This window comes from Azospirillum sp. HJ39 (assembly GCF_041507355.1).
In the GTDB taxonomy this organism is placed as follows: Bacteria; Pseudomonadota; Alphaproteobacteria; order Azospirillales; family Azospirillaceae; genus Azospirillum; species Azospirillum thiophilum.
Genome location: NZ_CP167913.1, coordinates 353255 through 373960 on the forward strand (window position 1 = coordinate 353255; position 20706 = coordinate 373960).

General features: G+C 69.4%; 17 protein-coding genes. 6 read left to right on the plus strand and 11 right to left on the minus strand.

Annotated features, from left to right (window positions below; translation table 11 throughout):
* Positions 1–46: 46 nt before the first annotated feature.
* The 8 genes from ABMY26_RS33020 to rimO form a co-directional block, all read right to left on the minus strand.
* Positions 47–2431, minus strand: a complete 2385-nt coding sequence (locus ABMY26_RS33020; protein ID WP_372400425.1) for an ATP-binding protein — start codon at positions 2429–2431, stop codon at positions 47–49.
* 8 nt (positions 2432–2439) lie between these two features.
* Positions 2440–3639: an ABC transporter substrate-binding protein gene (locus ABMY26_RS33025; protein WP_372400426.1), complete on the minus strand. Its 1200-nt coding sequence runs from the start codon at positions 3637–3639 to the stop codon at positions 2440–2442.
* Positions 3640–3723: 84 nt separating this feature from the next.
* Positions 3724–4638: an alpha/beta fold hydrolase gene (locus tag ABMY26_RS33030; protein ID WP_372400427.1), complete on the minus strand. Its 915-nt coding sequence runs from the start codon at positions 4636–4638 to the stop codon at positions 3724–3726.
* A 135-nt stretch (positions 4639–4773) separates the two neighbouring features.
* The gene (locus tag ABMY26_RS33035) at positions 4774–5199 is read right to left on the minus strand and encodes an OsmC family protein (protein ID WP_372400428.1); all 426 of its coding nucleotides are present in this window, start codon (positions 5197–5199) and stop codon (positions 4774–4776) included.
* 140 nt (positions 5200–5339) lie between these two features.
* Positions 5340–5591, minus strand: a complete 252-nt coding sequence (locus tag ABMY26_RS33040; protein ID WP_042690341.1) for a hypothetical protein — start codon at positions 5589–5591, stop codon at positions 5340–5342.
* Between the two features lie 116 nt (positions 5592–5707).
* Complete coding sequence (locus tag ABMY26_RS33045; protein ID WP_372400429.1) at positions 5708–5887, minus strand: hypothetical protein; 180 nt, start codon at positions 5885–5887, stop codon at positions 5708–5710.
* A 34-nt stretch (positions 5888–5921) separates the two neighbouring features.
* On the minus strand, positions 5922–6335 hold the full coding sequence (locus ABMY26_RS33050; protein ID WP_372400430.1) for an HNH endonuclease: 414 nt from the start codon (positions 6333–6335) through the stop codon (positions 5922–5924).
* 25 nt (positions 6336–6360) lie between these two features.
* Positions 6361–7680, minus strand: a complete 1320-nt coding sequence (gene rimO, locus ABMY26_RS33055) for a 30S ribosomal protein S12 methylthiotransferase RimO (protein WP_372400515.1) — start codon at positions 7678–7680, stop codon at positions 6361–6363.
* 493 nt (positions 7681–8173) lie between these two features.
* Here rimO and ABMY26_RS33060 point away from each other — a divergent pair, with 493 nt between their 5' ends.
* Positions 8174–8641, plus strand: a complete 468-nt coding sequence (locus ABMY26_RS33060; protein ID WP_372400431.1) for a MarR family winged helix-turn-helix transcriptional regulator — start codon at positions 8174–8176, stop codon at positions 8639–8641.
* Positions 8642–8665: 24 nt separating this feature from the next.
* Here ABMY26_RS33060 and ABMY26_RS33065 read toward each other — a convergent pair whose 3' ends face one another.
* The 3 genes from ABMY26_RS33065 to dnaE are packed head-to-tail and all read right to left on the minus strand — an operon-like array spanning position 8666 to position 13991.
* Positions 8666–9622 carry a DUF1624 domain-containing protein gene (locus ABMY26_RS33065; RefSeq protein ID WP_372400432.1) on the minus strand — a complete coding sequence of 319 codons (957 nt, stop codon included), beginning with the start codon at positions 9620–9622 and terminating at the stop codon, positions 8666–8668.
* Positions 9619–10503: a hypothetical protein gene (locus ABMY26_RS33070; RefSeq protein WP_372400433.1), complete on the minus strand. Its 885-nt coding sequence runs from the start codon at positions 10501–10503 to the stop codon at positions 9619–9621. The genes ABMY26_RS33065 and ABMY26_RS33070 overlap by 4 nt, the downstream gene beginning before the upstream one ends.
* Positions 10500–13991, minus strand: a complete 3492-nt coding sequence (gene dnaE / locus ABMY26_RS33075; RefSeq protein ID WP_372400434.1) for a DNA polymerase III subunit alpha — start codon at positions 13989–13991, stop codon at positions 10500–10502. Before dnaE ends, ABMY26_RS33070 begins: the two co-directional genes overlap by 4 nt.
* Positions 13992–14139: 148 nt before the next feature.
* On the opposite strand from dnaE, the gene ABMY26_RS33080 reads away from it, so the two are divergent.
* The 5 genes from ABMY26_RS33080 (at position 14140) to ggt (ending at position 20619) form a co-directional block, all read left to right on the plus strand.
* Positions 14140–14781: a hypothetical protein gene (locus ABMY26_RS33080; protein WP_372400435.1), complete on the plus strand. Its 642-nt coding sequence runs from the start codon at positions 14140–14142 to the stop codon at positions 14779–14781.
* Positions 14782–14880: 99 nt separating this feature from the next.
* A complete protein-coding gene (locus ABMY26_RS33085) occupies positions 14881–15762 on the plus strand; it encodes an EamA family transporter (protein ID WP_372400436.1) in 882 nt (293 codons plus the stop codon).
* A gap of 121 nt (positions 15763–15883) precedes the next feature.
* Entirely contained in the window at positions 15884–18238 is a 2355-nt protein-coding gene (locus ABMY26_RS33090) for a response regulator (RefSeq protein WP_372400437.1), read from the plus strand.
* A 111-nt stretch (positions 18239–18349) separates the two neighbouring features.
* Complete coding sequence (locus tag ABMY26_RS33095) at positions 18350–18661, plus strand: DUF2892 domain-containing protein (RefSeq protein WP_372400438.1); 312 nt, start codon at positions 18350–18352, stop codon at positions 18659–18661.
* Between the two features lie 176 nt (positions 18662–18837).
* Entirely contained in the window at positions 18838–20619 is a 1782-nt protein-coding gene (gene ggt / locus ABMY26_RS33100; RefSeq protein ID WP_372400439.1) for a gamma-glutamyltransferase, read from the plus strand.
* The last annotated feature ends 87 nt before the right edge of the window (positions 20620–20706 follow it).

Consider the following 20706-nt stretch of genomic DNA (forward strand, 5'->3'; position numbering starts at 1 on the left):
GGTTCGGCGCGATCCGCCCCGGTTCCGCCTCCGGGCTGCGGCGTCGTCAGTCTTGCGGCATGGCGGCGCCGGGATTGCGGCCGGCAGCCCCTTGCGGCCTTGCGGCCTCGCTCAGCAGCTGGGCCACGTCCTTTGCGGCGATCGGTTTGTGCAGGATGCGGTAGCCGCTGGCCTCGGCGTCGGCGATGCGCTGGGGGGCGGTGTCGCCGGTCAGCACGACGCTGAGCGGCGACGGGCGGCCTTGCGCCTGAAGCGCGGTTTCCACCGCCCGGATGGCCTCCAGCCCGGTGGCGCCCGCCTCCAGCCGGTAATCGGCGATCACCAGATCGGGCGTCTTCGAGCCTTTGCGCAGCAGGCGCAGCGCGTCCGCCGCGCTGTCGGCGGCAAGCACGCGCCAGCCGAAATCCTCGATCAGCAGGGTCAGCCCTTCGCGCACCAGCGGGTCGTCGTCGATCACCAGCGCCATGCCGCGGCCCGGTTCCGGCTGCCGTTCCGCCGTCTGCGCCGTTATGGCCGCGGCGGCGGCGCGCAGGGCCGGGGTCGGTATGTCCAGGGTGAAGCAGGAACCCTTGTCCGGGCGGGAGGCGACATGCACGCGGTATCCCAGCAGCCGCGCCAGCCGGTCGACGATGGCCAGCCCCAGCCCCAGCCCCTTGCCCCGGTTGCGGGTCGGATTGGAGACCTGGTAGAACTCGTGGAAGATGCGTTCCAGATGTTCCGGCGAAATGCCGATGCCGGTGTCGTGGATCTGGATGCGCAGGCTGCCGCGCGCCCGGCGGCAGCCCAGCAGGATACGGCCATGGTCGGTGTAGCGCAGGGCGTTCTCGACCAGATTGCGGATGATCCGTTCCAGCAGCGCCGGGTCGGCGTTCAGCGTCACGGTCGTGGGAACGCTGTGGAAGGCGACGCCCTTTTCCGCCGCGCGCAGCCGGTATTCGCCCTCCAGCCGTGCGAAGATGGCGCCCAGCGACACCGCCTGCACATTGGGCGACACGGTGCCGGCATCCAGCTTGGAGATGTCCAGGATGGCGTCGAGCAGGCGGCACAGCGCGTCCATCGACGCCTCGATGCTGCCGACCAGCGACGCGGCGGGGTGGTCGCCCAGCCGGATCCCCAGCGCCGAGGTCAGCAGCACCAGCGACTGCACCGGCTGGCGCAGGTCGTGGCTGGCCGCCGCCAGGAAATGGGTCTTGGCGGCGTTGGCCCGCTCCGCCACCATCAGCGCCATCACCGCCTCCTGGCGCGACCGCTCCGCCTCGTTGCGGGAGCCCTCGGCTTCGGCACGCGCCTGTTCCGCGCGCTCGGCCAGCGTCCGCTGGATGGTGATCTCCTCCGCCGCACGCATCTCCCGCTCGCGCTGGATCGCCGCGATGTGGTCCAGCATGGCGTTGAAGCCCTTGGCCAGCGCCGATACCTCGTCATTGCCGCGCACCGTCGCGCGCTGCCCGGTGAAGCCGTCGGTGGCGATGGCGCCGGCCAGCCGCTCCAACTCGCGCAGGGAGCGGGTCAGATGGTTGCCGACGGCGCGGCTGCCGACATAGATCGCCAGCAGTGCGGCGGCCGCCGCCAGCCCGTAGGCCGGCAGCATCCATGACAGGAAGGCGGCGGTCGGCACACCGGGAGCCTCCAGCCGCAGCCGCAGGTCCAGCCCGGCCAGCCGGTCGGGCACCTTCAGCGGGACCGTCACCGCCACCATGCCTTCCGGAACGGGCGGCGGCGTTTCGTTGGCATGGAGAAGCACCGCTTCGGGATGCAGCACCATCGCATCGAGCGGCACCTTGTAGATCAGCGCACCTTCCGGCGAGGCGGTGCGGGAATAGATCAGCATCTCCGCCGCCAGCAGGAAGTGGGTTCCGTCCTGAAGCACCACGGTGGCCGCGGGGCGTCCGGCGGCGATGGCCTTGCGCAGCCAGGCCATGTCGGCCTGGCCGACGGCCAGCGCGCCCGAATGGCGGCCGTTGTCGGCGATCGGCTCGCCTTCGAAATCGGTGAAGACCATCGCCACCGGCACGCTGGCGATGTGGTTGAAGCTGCGCAGGAAGGGGGCCAGGTAGGTTTCCTTGCCCGCGGAATCGACCAGCGCGGTGGCCAGCACGCTGTTGTCGGCCAACTCGCGCACCGTCGTCGCGATCGTGTTGACCACACCTTCGGTCTGGCGCGCGGCGAGCGTGGCGTTCGCCTCCACATTGGCATGGTGCTGGCGTGCCAGATGGCGGCTCGACACCGCATAGAGGCTGGCGCCGATCAGGACCGCGATCAGCACCCCAAGCATCAGTGACACCAGCGCGAAACGGCGGGCCAGCCGGCCGGACGTCAGCATCCGCCGGGGCGTGTCGGCGGAGGCGCCGGGAAAAGCGCCGCGGCGGCGATGGCCGGCGCTGCCCGGTTCCGGATCGGGCAGGGGGGCCGGGAGAGAGTCGGGATCGGACATCCGCGCCGTCACTCCGCCGGGACCAGCACGCCATCGGCGCGGAAACGGGCCATCAGCAGGTCGTCCGCACCCAGCGCCTCGTGGCGGCCGGGGGCGAAGGGGCGGTCGAAGTCGCGGATCACCCCGCGGTAGGGACCGACCTGTTCCAGCGCGTCGCGAACGGCGGCACGGTCGGTGGTGCCGGCGCGGTCGATCGCCAGCGCCACGATGCGGGTCAGGTCGTAGGCGTGCAGGAATCCCACCGGCGACACGATGTCCTCCGGCCGATGGATGCCGAACAGCCGCCCGGCGGTCTGCAGCACCGGGGCCAGCCGGTCGCGCGGGATGTTGAAGGGGCTGACCGTCTGGATCACGCTGAAATCCACCGATTTGAGCGCCGGCCCGGCCTGGCCGACGAAATCGCCGCCGGTGACCCCCCAATGGCTGAGGATCGGCAGCCGGCGTTCCGGTGGAAGGGCCGCCATCTCGCGCACGAGCACCGCGGCCTCGTCGTCGTTGGCGACCAGAACGATGGCCTGGGCGCCGGCGGCGGCCAGCGCCTCGTACTTGTCGATCAGCGAGCGGTCCCGCCAGTTGTACCAGGCGGTGCCGACCACGTCCGGCACGCGGTGGGCGACGAGATGGCGGTTGGCCGCCTCCAGGTTGGACCGGCCCCAGGCGGTGTTGGTCAGCAGAAGGCCGACGCGGGTCACGCCGCGGTCGGCTGCGCGCGCCAGCAGGAAGGGCATCGCCAGACTGTCGCGCAGCGACAGGCGGAAGATGTAGTTGGGCCGCATCCCGTTGTCGACGATGGCGTCCGCCGACGACCAGGGCGCCAGGAACAGGGTGCGGGTCTGTTCCAGCACCGGCAGCTCCTCGATCACCACCGGGCTGAACCGGCCGCCGAACACCGCGACCAGATCGGGGATGGTGGCGAGTTCCCGGATGTTCTTGATGCCGCGGGCGGAGATCGACCGGTGTTCGCGCGTGACCAGGGCCAGCGGCCGGCCGCCCAGCACGCCGCCCTCGCGGTTGATCTCGTCGATGGCGGTCAGGATGCCGCGTTCGATGGCTTCGGCCGAGGTGCTGTTGGACAGCCCGAATTCCCCGTCCAGTGCCAGGATCACCGGCTCCCGGCCGTCAGGGGAGGTCGCAGTCGCCGGCGCCGCCCACGCGAGCGCGAGCAGGAGGAGGATCGGCGACAGAAGGCGGAAGGCTGCGGCAGTCATTGTCCGTCGTTCGATGAAGCGGCGGACGGAAGACGGGCTTCCGCGCGCGGAAGGCGGCACTATGGTAGGGCGGAAGCGGTGGGGTCAATCTGCCCTTTGGCCGAGCGGTAGGACGGACGGCTTGTGCCGTTCCGGCGGGAGGGCCCGGCCCGCTGCCGCCGTCTCCGTTGCCGCCATCTCCGCTGCCGCCATCTCCGCTGCCGCTATCGCCTCGGCCATCGCGGCGAGCACGCGGCCGGGCCGGTCGCGGTGGGGGGTGTGGCCGCAATCCTCCAGCACCAGCACGCTCACCGGCCCGCCGGCCTTCGCGGCGATGGCGTCGTACTGGGCCGCGGTGGCGTACTCGTCGTCCACGCCCTGGATGACCAGCAGCGGCTTGGCGATCGCCGGCAGCCGGTCCTCGATGTTCCAGGCGCGGAAGCGCGGCTCCAGCCAGGTCTCGCTCCAGCCGCGGAAGGCGGCCTCGGTGTTGTCGCCGTGCAGCCGCTCCAGCCCGCGGCGCAGGGCGCCGCTGCGCCAGGCGGTGCATGCGGCCTCGATCCCGGCGATGGTGACGTCCTCCACGAAGACGTGCGGCGCCTCGGCGATGGCAAGGAGGATGCGGGGGCCGAGCCGGCCCGCCGCCGCCAGCAGGGCGATGGTCGCACCGTCGCTGTGCCCCACCGGCACGAGGTCGCCGGTCACGCCCAGCCGGTCGAGCAGCGCCGGCAACACGCCGTCGGCCTCGTCGTCATGATAATGCAGCGGCCGGGGCAGCCGGCAGGGGCTGGAGCCGCCATAGCCCTGACGCGAATAGACGAGGGCGCCGCAGCCGGTCGCCGCCGCCAGCCGGTCGGGGAAATCCCTCCAGATGGCGATGCAGCCCAGCCCCTCATGCAGGAACACCAGGGTCGGCGCGCCGGGGCGGCTGGACGGGATGCGCCGGTATTCCAGCCGGGCGCCGCCCACGTCCACGAAGCCGCCCCACGCCGGATGCTCCACCGTCCCGCTCCATCCCATCTTCGATACGTCCGGCCCGTTTCATCCGGCCCATTTCATCCGGAGCGCGGTTGACGGGAAGCGCCGCCCGGTTCCGGACGGCGCATCCTATCATCGGTCGGGCATAGGGGGAAAAGGGTTCGGAGCGTGCCCGGTTCAGAGCAGCCGGGCGGTCAGGCTGATCTGGGTGCCGGTCAGCGCCTTCGACACCGGGCAGTTGGCCTTGGCGCCGGCCGCCTGTTCCTGGAAGGCGGCATCGTCGATGCCGGGGATCTCGGCCTCGCAATCCAGCTCGATCCGGCCGATGGCGAAGCCGGCGCCGGCCTTCTCCAGATGCACCTTGGCGGTGGTGTGGACGCGGGTCGGCGGATGGCCGGCCTGGCTCAGCGCAGCCGACAGCGCCATGGAGAAGCAGCCGGCATGCGCGGCGGCGATCAGCTCCTCCGGGTTGGTGCCCTGGCCATTCTCGAAGCGCGATGGAAAGGAATAGGCGCCTTCGAAGGCGCCGCTGCCCAGCCGCATGGTGCCGCTGCCCGATTTCAGGTCGCCGCGCCATTCGGCATCCGATTGCCGCATCGTCATGTCAGGTATCTCCCCTTCGGTCGGTTCGGGTCCGGCCGGCCGCATCGCGCGCACCGGTCGAGCCTGACCTAGGGCCGGAAAGTCCGGCCGCCAGCCGCATACCCCGTCTGCGGTAGGCCGCCGGCTTCTCCGTCCAGGGCTCACGCCTCCTGAACGGTCTCGATTTCCGACAGGTCGGACAGGCGGCGGGCCAGCCGTTCGGTGCAGCGCACCTCCAGGATGCCGAAGCCGGCGTTGGGGGCGATGGTGTGGAGATCGCCGGCCATGCCGTTCTCGCTGGCCAGCCGTCGCACCCGCTCCACCATCGCGTCGCGCTCCGGCCGGCCCGGACGCAGGCCGGGCAGCGGGCGGGTGAAGTGCAGCTTGTAGCGTTTGAAGATCGAAGGTGCCATGCGGGAGACGTCCTTTGGATGCGTCCCCCGGATCTGGCACAGGCGGCCGGGCGGACGCCAGCCTCCTGTCCATCATGCCCCCGGTCTTGTTTGCCCGGGTCCTATTTTCCCCGGTCCTATTTTCGCGGCTCCACATTCTCCGCCCCGGCGCGGGTTCCGCCGAAACGGTCGGCGCCCTTGGCGTCGGGGGCGTCCGGCTTCTTGTGGTTGCCGGTGTTCTGCTCGCCGCCAGTGTGGCGGACCGTCTCTTCGGTGTGGGGCTGCTTGTTCTGGCGTTCGGTCTCGGAACCGGTCATCGGGGACTCTCCCATATTATATGGATGTCCTCCTTCAACCGGATCGGGTCGGATTGGTTTCCGGCAGCGGGTGGTTTCCAGCCGCGGCCGGCCGGGAGACTTGGATTGCGGCTCGTTTGTCCTGCGAGATGGCTCGCGCCACGGCGATCCATTCGTCGCCCTCTTCCGCGTCGCGCAATGCACGCAGCGGCCCCCATACGCCGAGGCGGCTGGACCGGCGCAGCGTGAAGAAACGGTCGAGCTCGCCCCGGTCTGGCAGCCGGTCGCCCTTGCGCTGGTTGCAGCGGCGGTGCGCCAGCACGACGTTGGCCGGATCGTCGACCCCGCCATAGGCCCGGGGGACCAGATGGTCGAAGGTGGCGCCGGCCCCGATCGGCCCGTCGCAATAGAAGCAGCGCCCGCCCTGCTGGACATCCATCAGCCTGGCATCGTCCGGCGTGACGGGCATGGGCGCGCTCCGATCGTGATTGTTGTTACAGGTCGCGCTCGACGCTGCCCCACAGGTCGTATTCGTCGGCATTCTCGATGGTGACGTCGACCATGTCGCCCGGCTTCAACCCGGTTTCGCCGTTCAGGAAGACGTTGCCGTCGATCTCCGGCGCGTCGGCGTAGGAGCGGCCGATGGCCCCGTCCTCGTCGACCTCGTCGATCAGCACGCCCAGCGTCCAGCCCACCTTCTGCTGCAGCCGCTCGGCGCTGATCGCCTTCTGCGTCTCCATGAAGCGTTCCCAGCGCTCCTGCTTGACCTCTTCCGGCACGGCGCCGGGCAGGCTGTTGGCGGTGGCGCCCTCGACCGGCTCGTACTTGAAGCAGCCGACGCGGTCGAGCTGGGCCTCCTTCAGCCAGTCCAGCATGAACTGGAAGTCCTCCTCCGTCTCGCCGGGGAAGCCGGTGATGAAGGTGGAGCGCAGGACGAGATGCGGGCAGTCCTGCCGCCATTTGCGGATGCGGTCCAGCTGCTTTTCCTGGGCGGCCGGGCGGCGCATCGCCTTCAGCACGGTGGGCGAGGCATGCTGGAACGGGATGTCGAGATAGGGAAGGATCTTCCCCTCCGCCATCAGCGGGATGACCTCGTCGACATGCGGGTAGGGGTAGACGTAATGCAGGCGGACCCACAGGTCGAAGTTCGCCAGCTCGTTGCACAGGTCGAAGAAGCGGGTGCGGACCTCGCGGTCGTACCATTTCTCCGCCTTGTACTTCACGTCGACGCCGTAGGCGCTGGTGTCCTGCGAGATGACCAGCAGTTCCTTGACGCCGGCCACCGCCAGCTTTTCCGCCTCGCGCAGGACGGAATGGATCGGCCGGCTGACCAGATCGCCGCGCAGGGACGGGATGATGCAGAAGCTGCAGCGGTTGTTGCAGCCTTCCGAAATCTTCAGGTAGGCGTAATGGCGCGGGGTCAGCCGCAGCCCTTCCGGCGGCACCAGGTCGGTGAAGGGGTTGTGCGTCGGCGGCACGGCGTCGTGCACCGCGTTCACCACCTGCTCGTATTGGTGCGGCCCGGTGACGGCGAGCACGTCGGGGTGGATTTGCCGGATCATGTCCGATTCCACGCCCATGCAGCCGGTGACGATGACCCGCCCGTTCTCCTTGATCGCCTCGCCGATGGCGTCCAGCGATTCCTTCTTGGCGCTGTCGAGGAATCCGCAGGTGTTGACCAGCACGACGTCGGCGCCGTCGTAGCTGGGAGAGATCTCGTACCCTTCCGCGCGCAGGCGCGTCAGGATGCGCTCTGAATCGACGAGAGCCTTCGGGCAGCCGAGGCTGACGATGCCGACCTTCGGGGCGCCCATGCTCTGGACGGGGGCCGGCGATGCGGACTTCGGAACGGGGGATGTGGTCATCGCGCGCGTATACCTGCGAATCGCGGGTTGCGCCAGTGAAACATGGAAAAGACTCGAATCGGCATGGCGGACATGCCGATTTCGCTTATGCTTGGCATGGGATCCCGGTGCGCCGGAGCCGATTCGTCCATGACGGCGATGCGACAATTTGCAACAAAAGGATGAAGTGTTCGCGGTTCCGTTTTCAGTTCGGTCGCGGTACAGTGTCCAATGACCTTATGAGCGATGTGGCTGCCGCCTTGCTAGCGATAGCCGCCTGCTTTTTTGTACGCCCATCGTATAGCCACTATACCTTATAGAGTGGAACAAAATGGACTTCGCAAAATTGCGCGGCGTTGCTGCGGGCCGGCTTTCGGTGCGGAACAACAGCGCGTCGGATCGCGCTTCGATCGGATCGACCATTGGAACTGGTCCCATTGGAGCCGGGTCCATTGGAGCTGGAATGGACATCGTCGACTCCGAACATGCCGACAGCGACCATATGGGCGGCGCATCGCCGCAGGCCATTGCCGACGTGATGCTTCAGATCACCCACATCGCCGACAGCCTGGGCTATACCCACGGCCTGAAGCCGTCGCAATGGACGGCGCTCCGCTTCTTCGCCGGCGCCAACAACAGCCAGCGCACGGTCTCGGCCTTCGCCGACTTCCACGCCACCACCCGCGGCGCCGCCTCGCAGATGGTCGAGGTGCTGGTCGGCAAGGAGTTGCTGGTCCGCGTGCCGGTTCCGGAGGACCGCCGCGTCACCCAGCTGCACCCGACCCCCAAGGCGCTCGAGCTGTTGCGCCACGACCCGCTGAACGATTTCGCCGGCGTCATCGCCGACCTGCCGGCCGACGACCAGTATCGTCTGGCCGAAACCCTGACCAGCCTGTTGCGCGGGTTGCTGGAGAAGCGGCAGTCGGTCTGACTCCGCCTGTTCTGACAAGGCCCGTCAGGGCTTGCGGCAGGCTGCCGCCGCGTCCTCAAGACCACGACGCTCGCGTTCGCTCAGCCGGTTGGCGACGAACCCCTCCCACAGCCCGTTTCGCGCCAGTTCGGACTGCACGCAGCGGCAGTTGGCCGCGCAGGTCGCCGACGCTACGCCTGCCCGTTCGCAACTCGCCACGCAGGCCGCCTGAAAATCGCGCACCGCGGGCAGTTCCACCGGGATGACCTGCGCAGCGGTCCAGGCCAGGCCGAACAGCAGCGGCTGATGCAGCAGATAGAAGGCCAGGCTGTGCCGGCCGCTCCAGGCCAGCGCCCGCCCGGCGCGGCCGGTCACCGCCACGCCGTCGCCCATCCCCGGCCATAGCCGGGCGAGTCCGATTCCAGCCAGCACGCCGCCGATCCAGGGCAGCAGCGGCACGAAATCGTTGGAGTCCGGCGCGACCGTGGTCAGCCCGATCCAGCGCAGCCACGGGTCGTCGAACGGCGGGAAGGACAGCGTCGTTCCGGCCAACACCGCCGCCGCCGCCGCCGTCAGCGTCAGCGGGGCCGGCAGGGGGATGAAGGCGAGGCCGATCACGCTCGCCACCGCGATGTGATGCAGCACGCCGAAGAAGATCGGGCTGTCGGGGAACAGGACATGGGACGCCGCCGAGACCGCCGCGGCTCCCGCCGCCACCCGGCCCAGCCGGCGCAGGAAGCGTCCGCGGTCGAGCCCGCCCCGTGTCGCCAGCACCAGCCCGATCCCGGCCAGCAGCAGGAAGCTCGACAGGATCGCCGTACGCGCGGCCAGCCACAGCGGGTCGCCCAGCAGGTCGAAGCCGGCCAGTCCGAAATAGGTGGCGTCCCAACTGGCGTGATAGGCGGCCATCGCGACCAGCGCCAGCCCGCGGGCGACGTCGATCGCCGGGCGGCGGTGCTTGTCCAGGAGGGGCCCCAGGGGGGCGGAACCGGTGTCGCTCATGATCCGCTCGTCCCCACTCCGAAAATCCATCCTTCCCGACGCCGCGCCGTATCGTCCAGCCCCGGCGGAGCCCATGCCTGCGGCTTGGCGGCGAGCCAGCGCAGGCCGGCGGCCGACACCAGCGCATCGCTGTCATGGTCGCTGACCGTGCCGGCCAATCCCAGCGGTTGCGATCCCAATCCGGCCAGCGCCACGTCCAGCTCTGCGCCGTCGCGGATCTTGCGCTGCCCGAAACCGGTCTGCTTCAGGAACAGGCGGGGATAGATCTCCACCATCGCGCCGATGCCCGGCGCCGGCCGATCGAAGGGCCAGACCGCAAGCCGTCCGGGCAGAGCTGCGCGCAGGGCGCGCAACACCCGCATTCCGGCGAGCGCGCCCTTGCCGACCTGTTTGGAGCCGATCAGCTTGTAGGGGCTTTGCGGATGGCCCAGCCCGTCGGCACGGCAGGCCCATTCGGTCGCCCGGTGCGGGTCGTCGTACCAATCCGGCTGCGGTCCGCGGTGCCAGAACCCGGCTCCGTGCAGGGCGTGGACGGCGAAGGGGCCGCCGCCGAAATCCGGTTCGCCGGCGCAGACCTCCTCCACCGCGTCCCACAGGTCGAAGACGGTCGCCGCGGAGCCGGGCAAGCCGCGCGCCGCCACGGCGAAGGGCAGGGAGAAGGCGCAGTCGATGCCGACCAGCGCCGGCTCCCGCGCCAGTTCCGTCCGCAGCCAGTCGTAAACAGCCGTCCGCGACCACCAGCCGCCGGGCCCATCGAGCGGCTTCGGTGCCGCATCGCCCGCCGCGCACTCCGCCACCGCGATGCCGGCGTACCGCCTGCCGCGGGCACCCGACCAGTCGATGGCGATGAAGCGGCCGAAGGCGGGCGCCGCCCCGTTCACAGTTCCGCCACCTCGATCACGCCGGGGACAGCCTTCAGGGCGGAGCGGCTCTGCGCGGTGATGGTGTAGCTGCCGGGCAGCTCGATCTCGACCTCCTTCAGCGGGTCGATCTCGACCAGGACGTTGATGCGGCTCCTGCCGCGCGACAGCCGCTCCAGGGTGGCGCGCAGCGTGTCGATGGGAGAGGGGTCGCGCAGCACCACGCGCAGACCGGCGCTGACCGAGGCGACGGCCTCCTCCAGCGGCTTGATCTCCTGGCAGGTCAGGCGGACCTCCTCGCCGTTCAACTGGGCGTCGACCGTCATCAGCACCGGCCGGCCGGGCTCCAGCAGGTCGCGGTTGACGGCCAGCACCTCCGAGAACAGCGTCACCTCGTAGCCGCCGGTGGCGTCCGACAGCTCGACGAAGGCGAAGCGGTTGCCGGACTTGGCGGTCTTCTCCTTCTTCGACACGATGATGCCGGCCATCTTGTAGCGGGTGGAACCGCCCTTCGCGATGGCGGTCTGCAATTCGGCGGAGCGCACCACCTTCATCCGCCCCAGCGGGCCGGAATAGGCGTCCAGCGGGTGGGCCGACAGGTAGAAGCCGATCGAGCCGAACTCGTGCTTCAGCTTCTCCAGCGGCTCCCAGTCCTTGACCTTGGGCATGTCGGGTTCCGGCAGGCCGCCGCCACCGCCGCCAAAGAGGTTGCCGATGCCGCTGTCGCGCTCCGCCGCCTCGGCCTGGGCGTAGCGGATGATGGTCTCCAGCGCGGCATGGACCTGGGCGCGGTTGGGGTTCAGCCCGTCGAAGGCGCCGGCGCAGGCGAGATTCTCGAGCTGGCGCTTGTTGATGGTCTTCAGGTCCAGCCGGCGGGCGAAGTCGAACAGGCTCTTGAACGGGCCGTTCTTCCGCCGCTCCTCCACCACCGCCTTCATGGCGGGCAGGCCGACGCCCTTGACCGCGGCCAGCGCGTAGCGCACCGCCTTGGTCCCGTCGGCCAGCTGCTCCACCCCGAAGATGGAATCGGAGCGGTTGATGTCCGGCGTCAGCAGCCGCACGCGCAGCCGCGCCAGCTCCTGCCGGAAGACGTTCAGCTTGTCGGTGTTGCCGAGGTCGAGCGTCATCGACGCCGCCATGAACTCCACCGGATGGTTCGCCTTGAGGTAGGCCGTGTGGTAGGCGACCAGCGCATAGGCGGCGGCGTGGGACTTGTTGAAGCCGTAGCCGGCGAACTTCATCACCTGGTCGAAGATCAGGCTGGCCAGATCGGCCTTGACGCCGCGCGCCTCGGCGCCGTCGCAGAAGATCTTGCGCTGGTTGTCCATCTCCTCCTTGATCTTCTTGCCCATGGCGCGGCGCAGAAGATCGGCACCGCCCAGCGAATAGCCGGACAGCACCTGGGCGATCTGCATGACCTGTTCCTGGTAGATCATGATCCCGAAGGTTTCCTTCAGGATGCCTTCCAGGCTGTCATGCATGTAGTCGGCTTTTTCCTCGCCGTTCTTGACCCGGATGTATTTCGGGATGTTGTCCATCGGGCCGGGGCGGTAGAGCGACACCAGCGCGATGATGTCCTCCAGCCGGTTCGGCTTCAGCCGGCGCAGCACGTCGCGCATGCCGGAGCTTTCCAGCTGGAACACGCCGGTCGCCTCCGCCCGGCTGAGCAGCTGGTAGCTCTTCTCGTCGTCGAGCGGGACGGTGGTCAGGTCGGGCTTCCCGTCGATCAGGTCCACCGCCGTCTTCAGCACGGTCAGCGTCTTCAATCCCAGGAAGTCGAACTTCACCAGGCCGGCCTGTTCGACATATTTCATGTTGAACTGGGTGACCGGCATGTCGGAGCGCGGGTCGCGGTAGAGCGGCACCAGATCGTGCAGCGGCCGGTCGGAGATCACCACGCCCGCCGCGTGGGTCGAGGCGTGGCGGTAGAGCCCCTCCAGCTTCAGCGCGATGTCGATCAGGTGGCGCACGGTGTCGTCGCCGTCGCGGGCCTGGCGCAGCATCTCCTCGCTGTCCAGCGCCTGTTGCAGCGTCACCGGGTTGGCCGGGTTGTTCGGCACCATCTTGCAGATCTTGTCGACCTGCCCGTAGGGCATCTGCAGCACGCGGCCGACGTCGCGCAGCACGGCGCGCGCCTGGAGCTTACCGAAGGTGATGATCTGGGCGACGCGGTCGTAGCCGTACTTGTTCTGGACGTAGCGGATGACCTCTTCGCGGCGGTCCTGGCAGAAATCGATGTCGAAGTCGGGCATCGACACGCGTTCGGGGTTCAGGAAGCGCTCGAACAGCAGGCCGAAGCGCAGCGGGTCGAGGTCGGTGATGGTCAGCGCCCAGGCGACGACGGAACCGGCGCCCGACCCGCGGCCAGGGCCGACCGGGATGTCGTTGTTCTTCGCCCATTTGATGAAGTCCGACACGATCAGGAAATAGCCGGGGAACTTCATCGAGACGATGACGTCCAGCTCGAACTCCAGCCGCTCGAAATAGGTCTTGCGCGTCGCCTCGCGCTGGTCCGGCGTCATGTCGGGGGTGTAGACGGCCTTTTCCAGCCGCATCTCCAGGCCGGCGCGCGACTGGGCGCGCAGCTCGTCGTCCTCGGTCCGGCCGCCTTCGCAGGCAAACGGCGGCAGGATCGGCTTGATCGGCTTCAGCAGGAAGGAGCAGCGCCGGGCGATGGCCACCGTGTTGTCCACCGCCTCCGGCAGGTCGGCGAACAGCTGCCGCATCTCCTCGGCCGACTTGAAACGGTGGTCGGGGGTCAGGCGGCGGCGTTCCTCCTGGCTCAGATAGGCGCCCTCGGCGATGCAGAGCAGCGCGTCGTGCGCCTCGTACATGTCGGCGGTGGCGAAATGGCAGTCGTTGGTTGCGACCAGCGGCAGGCCGTGGGCATAGGCGAGGTCGATCAGCGCCGGCTCGATGGCGTTCTCGACGGTGGCGAAATGGCCGCGCCCGCCCTCGTGCCGCTGCAGCTCGACATAGAGCCGGCCGGGGAACAGCCGTTTCAGCCGCTCCAGCACCTCAAGCGCCAAATCCTTCTGGCCCTCGTGCAGCAGCCGGCCGACCGAGCCGCCGGGGCCGCCTGTCAGCGCGATCAGCCCGCCGGACCGTCCCTCCAGCGCATCCAGCGCCACCTGCGGGCCGGCCAGCGGGTCCGATTCCAGGAAGGCCTTGGACACCAGGGCCATCAGGTTGCGGTAGCCCTCCTCGTTCTGGCAGAGCAGGACGAGCTGGTCGGGGGTGGCCGCCGCCTTGCCCGGCAGGCCGGGCTTCGTCTGGGCCGGACCGGCACGGGTGATGCCGAGCACGGTGCCGACGATCGGCTGCACGCCGGCATCCGACGCCGCCAGCGCGAATTCCAGCGCGCCGAACAGGTTGCCGGTGTCGGTGACGGCGACGGCCGGCATCTGCTGCTTGAGGCAGAGCTTGACCAGCTCCTTCACCTTGATCGCACCTTCCGACAGCGAATAGGCGGAATGGACGCGCAGATGGATGAAGTCGGCGTGGGGCATGGCGACCGGCGGCTTGCTGCGGAATGGCCCACGGTTCTAGCACAGCCGGTGCGGCTCCCGCGACCGTCGCGCGGATGCATGCGAACGTGGTATGCAGGTCGCCGCAACAAGACCCCGTAACGGAACTTGGGATGGGGAGGACGCCGCGATGGATCGGCTGCACCTTGCACCCGTCGCCCGACCGCTGCCGGTCCTTCGGGACCGCCGCGCCGTCCGGGCGGCGACGCCTTTGGCCCTGCTTGCCGGCCTCGCGCTGGCGCTTTCCGCCTGCGAAACCGTGCCGCCGCCACCAGTCAAGCCCCCCTCCGCCGCCGGGCTGGAGGATGGGCCGGCCAAGCCCTTCAGTGCCGGCAAGGGCTGGACCGTCACCATCCACACCCCACCCGGCGGCAAGGCCTTCTGCGTCGCCGAACGCGGCATTCCGGTCGGCCAGAACGCGGCGCCGCGCCTGGCCTTCCGCACCGCGTCCGTCGAATCGGGCTTCATCCTGTCCGGCTTCACCCCGTCGGACAGCGGGGCGACGGTGAAGCCCGGCGAGCGCTACGACCTGACGGCCAGCCTCGACCAGGGCTCGCGCCTGACCTTGGGCGCCCGCGGCCTGCCGGACGGCAGCCTCTATGTCGCCTTGCCGACCAAGAGCTATCTGGACGAGCTCGAACCGCTCGCCCGCGGCCGCCGCGTCAGCTTCCGCAGCAGCGGCCTGGGGGACATCGGCACGATGCTGCTGGCAGGATCCTCCTGGGCGATCAACGCGTCGGACGAATGCCGCATCCTGCACGCCGATCCGTGACCGCAACCCCGGCGCGCAGGCCAGCCCTGCGGCTGCCGCGGGGACCGGGCGGCCGGGGCGGATTGACCGGTCCGGCGATGGCCGTTTAGCCTCCCCACCATGCGCGCTTCCCACATCCTGCTCGCCGTGGCGGTCGCTGCCGTCTGGGGATTCAACTTCGTCGCGATCAAGGTCGGATTGCGCGATTTTCCGCCCCTGCTGTTCTCCTGCCTGCGGTTCGCGCTGGCGGCGCTGCCGGTGCTGGTGCTGGGCTGGCGCAAGGGACCGCCGGTGCCCTGGCGCTTCGTGATCGGCATCGGGGCGATGCTCGGGGTGGTGAAGTTCCCGCTGCTCTATTTCGGCATCGATGCCGGCATGCCGGCCGGGCTGGCCTCGCTGGTCCTGCAGTCCCAAGCCTTCTTCACCGCCATCTTCGCCGCCTTCATGCTGGGCGACCGGCCGGGGCCGCGGCAGATCGGCGGCATGATCGTCGCCTTCGCCGGCGTCGGGTTGATCGCGATGGAGATGCCGGCGGGCGACTCGCTGCTCGGCCTCGGCCTCACCCTGGCGGCGGCGGCGGCCTGGGGCGTGTCGAACATCGTGATGAAGCGGGCCAAGGCTCCCGACCTGTTCAGCCTGATGGTCTGGGTCAGCCTGGTCCCGCCGCTGCCGGTGCTGGCGATGTCGCTTGCCCTGGAGGGACCGGACCGCATCCTCCATGCCTTCACCACGCTGACGGTCGTCGGGGTGACCTCGCTGGTCTACATCGCGGTGGCGGCTACCCTGTTCGGTTTCGGTGCCTGGGGCTTCCTGATGCGGCATTACCCGGCCAGCCTGGTCGCCCCCTTCTCGCTGCTGGTTCCGATCTTCGGCATGAGCTCCAGCGCGCTGCTGCTGGGGGAGACCTTCACCACGGCCAAGCTGGCGGGCGGGCTGCTGGTCTTCGCCGGTCTGGCCCTGTCGGTGCTGAAGCTGCCGGCCGCGGCGCGGGCGCGGGCCTGAGCGGCGCCGATGGAACGGCTCCCGGCGTCAAAGGCCTATTGACCTTGGCCGTCTTGACGCAGCGGCATGGCCTCCGGATCATCGCGACGCAGCGGAACAGCCACCACAGCCAGGGTCGACCTTGAACTCTTCCGACAGGAGCGTACGACCGGACGGCGGGCCGCCGACCCCGCCGATCGGGCATTGGCTGGCGCATCTGCGGGCCAGCCGGCCCTTGCGTGTCCTGCTGTTCATCGGCGGGCTGCTCGTCACCCTGCTGCTGACGGCGACCGTCCATTACATCGACAGCATGCGCGGCAAGGAACTGGAGGGGGCGGAGCGCGAGCTGTCCATCCTGAACCTGTCGCTTGCCGAGCAGACGGCGCGTGCGATGCAGGGCGTCGATCTGGTCCTGACCACGATCGTCGAACAGGTGAAGTCCGACGGGATCGCCACCTCCGCCGACTATGTCCGCCGGATGGGGGGCCGCGACACCCACCGGATGCTGCAGGCGAGAACCTCGGGTCTGCCGCAGCTCGATGCGGTGACGATGATCGCCGCCGACGGGCAGCTGATCAATTTCTCACGCTATTACCCCATCCCGTCGGTCAACGTGTCCGACCGCGATTATTTCGCCTATCTGCGCGACCACGACACCGCCGAGCCCTTCATCAGCGAGCCGGTGCGCAACCGCGGCAGCGGCACCTGGACCATCTATCTGGCACGCCGCATCAGCGGCCCGGACGGCAGCTTCGTCGGGCTGGTGCTGGGCGCCATCGAGCTGGGCTATTTCGAGGGGCTGTACAAGGCGCTGCAGCCCGACGGCAACGGCAGCATCAGCCTGTGGCGGCGCGACGGCATCCTGCTGGCCCGTTACCCGACGCTGCCCGGCATCGGTATCGGCAGTGCGGTGGGGCCGCGCCGCTTCCTGGAGGTGTTGTCGAAGGCGGGATCCGGGGTTTTCCTGGCACAGGGCGGGCTGGACAAGGAGGCGCGCCTGGTTTCCACGCGGGCGTTGTCCGATTATCCGCTGATCGTCAACGTCACCCGGACGCAGGACGCGGTTCTGGCGGACTGGCGGATCCAGGCATGGTCGATCGGTGGCGTCGGCACCATCGGGATCGCGGCGCTGCTGCTCGCCATATGGGCGCTGGCGCGGCAATTCCGCGCCTACGAGGTGGCGACCCAGGCGATGGACTCCGCCCGCCTTGCGGTGGAGGCGCGCGAGCAGGCCGAACATGCGTTGCGCCAGAGCCAGAAGATGGAGGCGATCGGCCAATTGACCGGCGGCGTCGCCCACGACTTCAACAATCTGCTGCAGGCCATCGGCATCAACCTGCACGTCATCGAGAGCCGCAGCAAGGACGAGCGGATCGCCGGCCCCGCCCGGCTGGCCTTGCAGGCGGTTGAACGGGGCGCCACCCTGACGCAGCACCTGCTGGCCTTCTCGCGCCGGCAGCAGTTGCGGCCGGTTCCGGTCGACGTGGCCGGTCTGGTGGAGCAGGTCGGGCAACTGCTCGGCCGCACGCTCGGCCAGTCCGTGCGGATCGAGGTCGAGACGGCCCCCGGGCTGTGGGCGGCGATGATCGACCCGACCCAGTTGGAGATGGCGCTGCTGAATCTGGCGCTGAACGCCCGCGATGCCATGCCCGGCGGCGGGACGTTGCGGATCATGGCCGGCAACCGGACGGTCGGAACCGATGCGGGGCATGACCTGACGGCCCCTGCCCCGACGGCAGTGGACGTGACGGCACCGAGCCTGACGGCCGGCGACTATGTCGTGTTGCGGGTGCGCGATACCGGCACCGGCATGCCGGACGAGGTCGCCGCCCGCGCCTTCGAGCCCTTCTTCACCACCAAGGAGGTCGGGCGCGGAACCGGTCTCGGCCTCAGCATGGTGCATGGGCTGGCCACCCAGTCCGGCGGCGGCATCGAACTGACCAGCCGGCCGGGGGAGGGCACGACGGTGAGCCTCTACCTGCCGCGCGCCCGGCTTGCGGAGCCGGTTCCGGGCCAGGCGCCGGCATCGTCATCGACGGCCCCGGAGGAGGGGGGGCAGGCAAAGGGTGGCGCGGGAGGCACCGCAGGGGTGGCCGCCGGCATCTCCGCGGCGGGCGCCGGCATCGACGGCTGCACCGTCCTGCTGGTCGACGACGAGGAACTGGTGCGCATCGCCACCGCCGAGTTTCTGGAACAAGCCGGCTTTTCGGTGCGCGAGGCTGCCGATGCCGGAGCGGCGCTCGACTTGCTCGACCGCGGGTACCGGCCGGACGTCATCGTCACCGACCATATGATGCCGGGAATGACCGGGCTGGAGATGGCCCGCGCCCTGCGTGCCCGCAGCGATGCGACCCCGATCCTGATGGTCACCGGCTATGCCGAGGATCTGACCTCCGCCGCCGCGGCGCAGGAGGTGGCGATGACCGTGCTGTCCAAGCCGGTGGAGCCGTCCCGGCTGGCGCGCTCGATCCGCAGCATGGCGGCGGTCGCCGGCTGACGTCGTCCAGGCCGCGCGTCGCGCGGAGGACGGGGGCGGAGGGCGGGGAACAGACGGGGGCGTTGCGGCGTTTGCAGGGTGATCCTGTCCAATTCCAGCATCGGAGCCGCCATGAGCGCCCAATCCACGATCCGCCACGCCTATGACAGCGTGTTCGACGGCCACGCCAACCTCGGCATGGGTGAACGCATCCTATCGACCGGCCTCGGCCTTGCCGTCGCGGCCGGCGGCCTGCGCAAGGGTGCCAGCGTACCCGGCGCCATCATGGGGCTGGTCGGCGCCGCCCTGGTCGCCCGCGGCATGAGCGGCCATTGCCCGCTCAAGGACCGCCTGTCCGGCCATGACGGCGACGCGCTCGGCCATGACGGCTCCTCCCGCATGTCCCATGGCATCGACCGGTCCCGGATGGCGGAGACCTATTGAACGGCCGTTCACCGGCTGTCGCATTCCATTCATCTGGATGAGCGATACCATTAACCCCGATGGTGAATTATTGGGCAGGCCAGCGACGGGGTGAAGACCGGGAAGCGCGGGTGTGACATCCTGCGCAGCTCGGGCCGGAGCCCCCGACCTGCCGTCCCGCTCAGGAGATTCACCGTATGCGGTTCCCCGCTCTCCGGTTCCGTCCGTCCGTCGCCGCCGTGGTGGCGCTGTGCCTCGGCCTGCCGATGGCACTGCCGGTACCGGCCCTTGCCCAGCAGGCCCCCGCCGCCTCGACCTCGGCACCGGCATCGGTCCGCTACGACATCGGCTACACCATCTTCTATCCCGTCCGCTCGCAGAACGGGATGGTTGCCTCAGAACACCGGCTGGCGACCGAGATCGGCGTCGACATCCTCAAGCGCGGCGGCAACGCGGTCGACGCGGCGGTCGCCGTCGGTTTCGCGCTGGCGGTGGTGCTGCCGAACGCCGGCAATGTCGGCGGCGGCGGCTTCATGATCGTGCATGACGCCAAGACCGGGAAGGACGTCGCCATCGACTTCCGCGAGATGGCCCCGGCCAAGGCCTTCCGCGACATGTATCTCGACGGCCAGGGCAAGGTGGTGCCCGACCGCTCGCTCTACACCCATCTGGCGGTCGGCATCCCCGGCACCGTCGCCGGCCTTGCCCATGCGCTGGAAAAATACGGCACGATGACGCTGGCCGACGTGATGGCCCCGGCGATCCGGCTGGCGCGCGAGGGGCATACCGTCACCCCGCAGCTTGCCGGCCTGCTGGAGGTCGAGCGCGACCATCTCGCCAGGTGGGACGCGACCCGCGCCATCTTCTTCAAGGGCGACCGCCCGCTGACCGCCGGCGAGACGCTGGTCAACGCCGACCTTGCCACGTCGTTGGAAGCCATCGCGCAGCAGGGTCCGAAGGCCTTCTACGAAGGCGCCATCGCCGAGAAGATCGCGGCGGAGATGGCCCGGCATGGCGGCTCCATCACCAGGGAGGATCTGAAGGCCTACAAGGTGGTGGAGCGCGAGCCGGTCAGCGGCAGCTACCGCGGCTATACGGTGAAGTCGATGCCGCCGCCCAGCTCCGGCGGGACGCACATCATCCAGATGCTGAACATCCTGGAGCGCTGGCCGCTGAAGGAATACGGCCCCGCCAGCGCCAGGGGGATCCACCTGATGGCGGAGGCGATGAAGCTGGCCTACGCCGACCGCTCCGAATATCTGGGCGATCCGGACTTCGCCAAGGTGCCGGTCAAGGGCCTGACCTCGCGCACATACGCCGACGAGCTGGCGGCGAAGATCGATCCCGAGAAGGCGACCCCGGCCGGCACCGTCAAGCCCGGCAAGCCGGCGCCCCACGAGAGCGACCAGACCACGCATTACTCGGTCGCCGACAGCCGGGGCAACGTGGTCAGCACCACCTACACGCTCAACCTCAATTTCGGCAGCGGCATCGTCGCGGAGGGCACCGGCATCCTGCTGAACAACGAGATGGACGATTTCTCGGCCAAGCCGGGCGTTCCCAACGCCTTCGGCCTGATCGGCGGCGACGCCAACGCCATCCAGCCCTACAAGCGGCCGCTCAGCTCGATGTCGCCGACCATCGTGCTCAAGGATGGCAAGCCCTGGCTGGTGACCGGCAGCCCCGGCGGCAGCCGCATCATCACCACCACCATGGAAACGGTGATCGACCACATCGACTTCGACATGAACCCGGCGGAGGCCGCGGCGCTGCCGCGCGTCCATCACCAATGGACCCCCGACGAGCTGCGGGTGGAGAAGGGCCTCAGCCCCGACACGATCCGCCTGCTGGAGCAGATGGGCCACAAGGTGGCGGTCAAGCCGACGATGGGCCGAACCCAGACCATCCAGCTGCGCCCCGACGGGCTGTACGGCTATTCCGACCCGCGCAACCCGGACGGCATGACGCTGGGCTATTGAGGCCGGCTCCGCCGGACCGGACGACGCGATGGAAGGGGAGGGCGCCCGGCCGCCGCCGGGCGTTACAATTCCCGTATACAAAGAAAA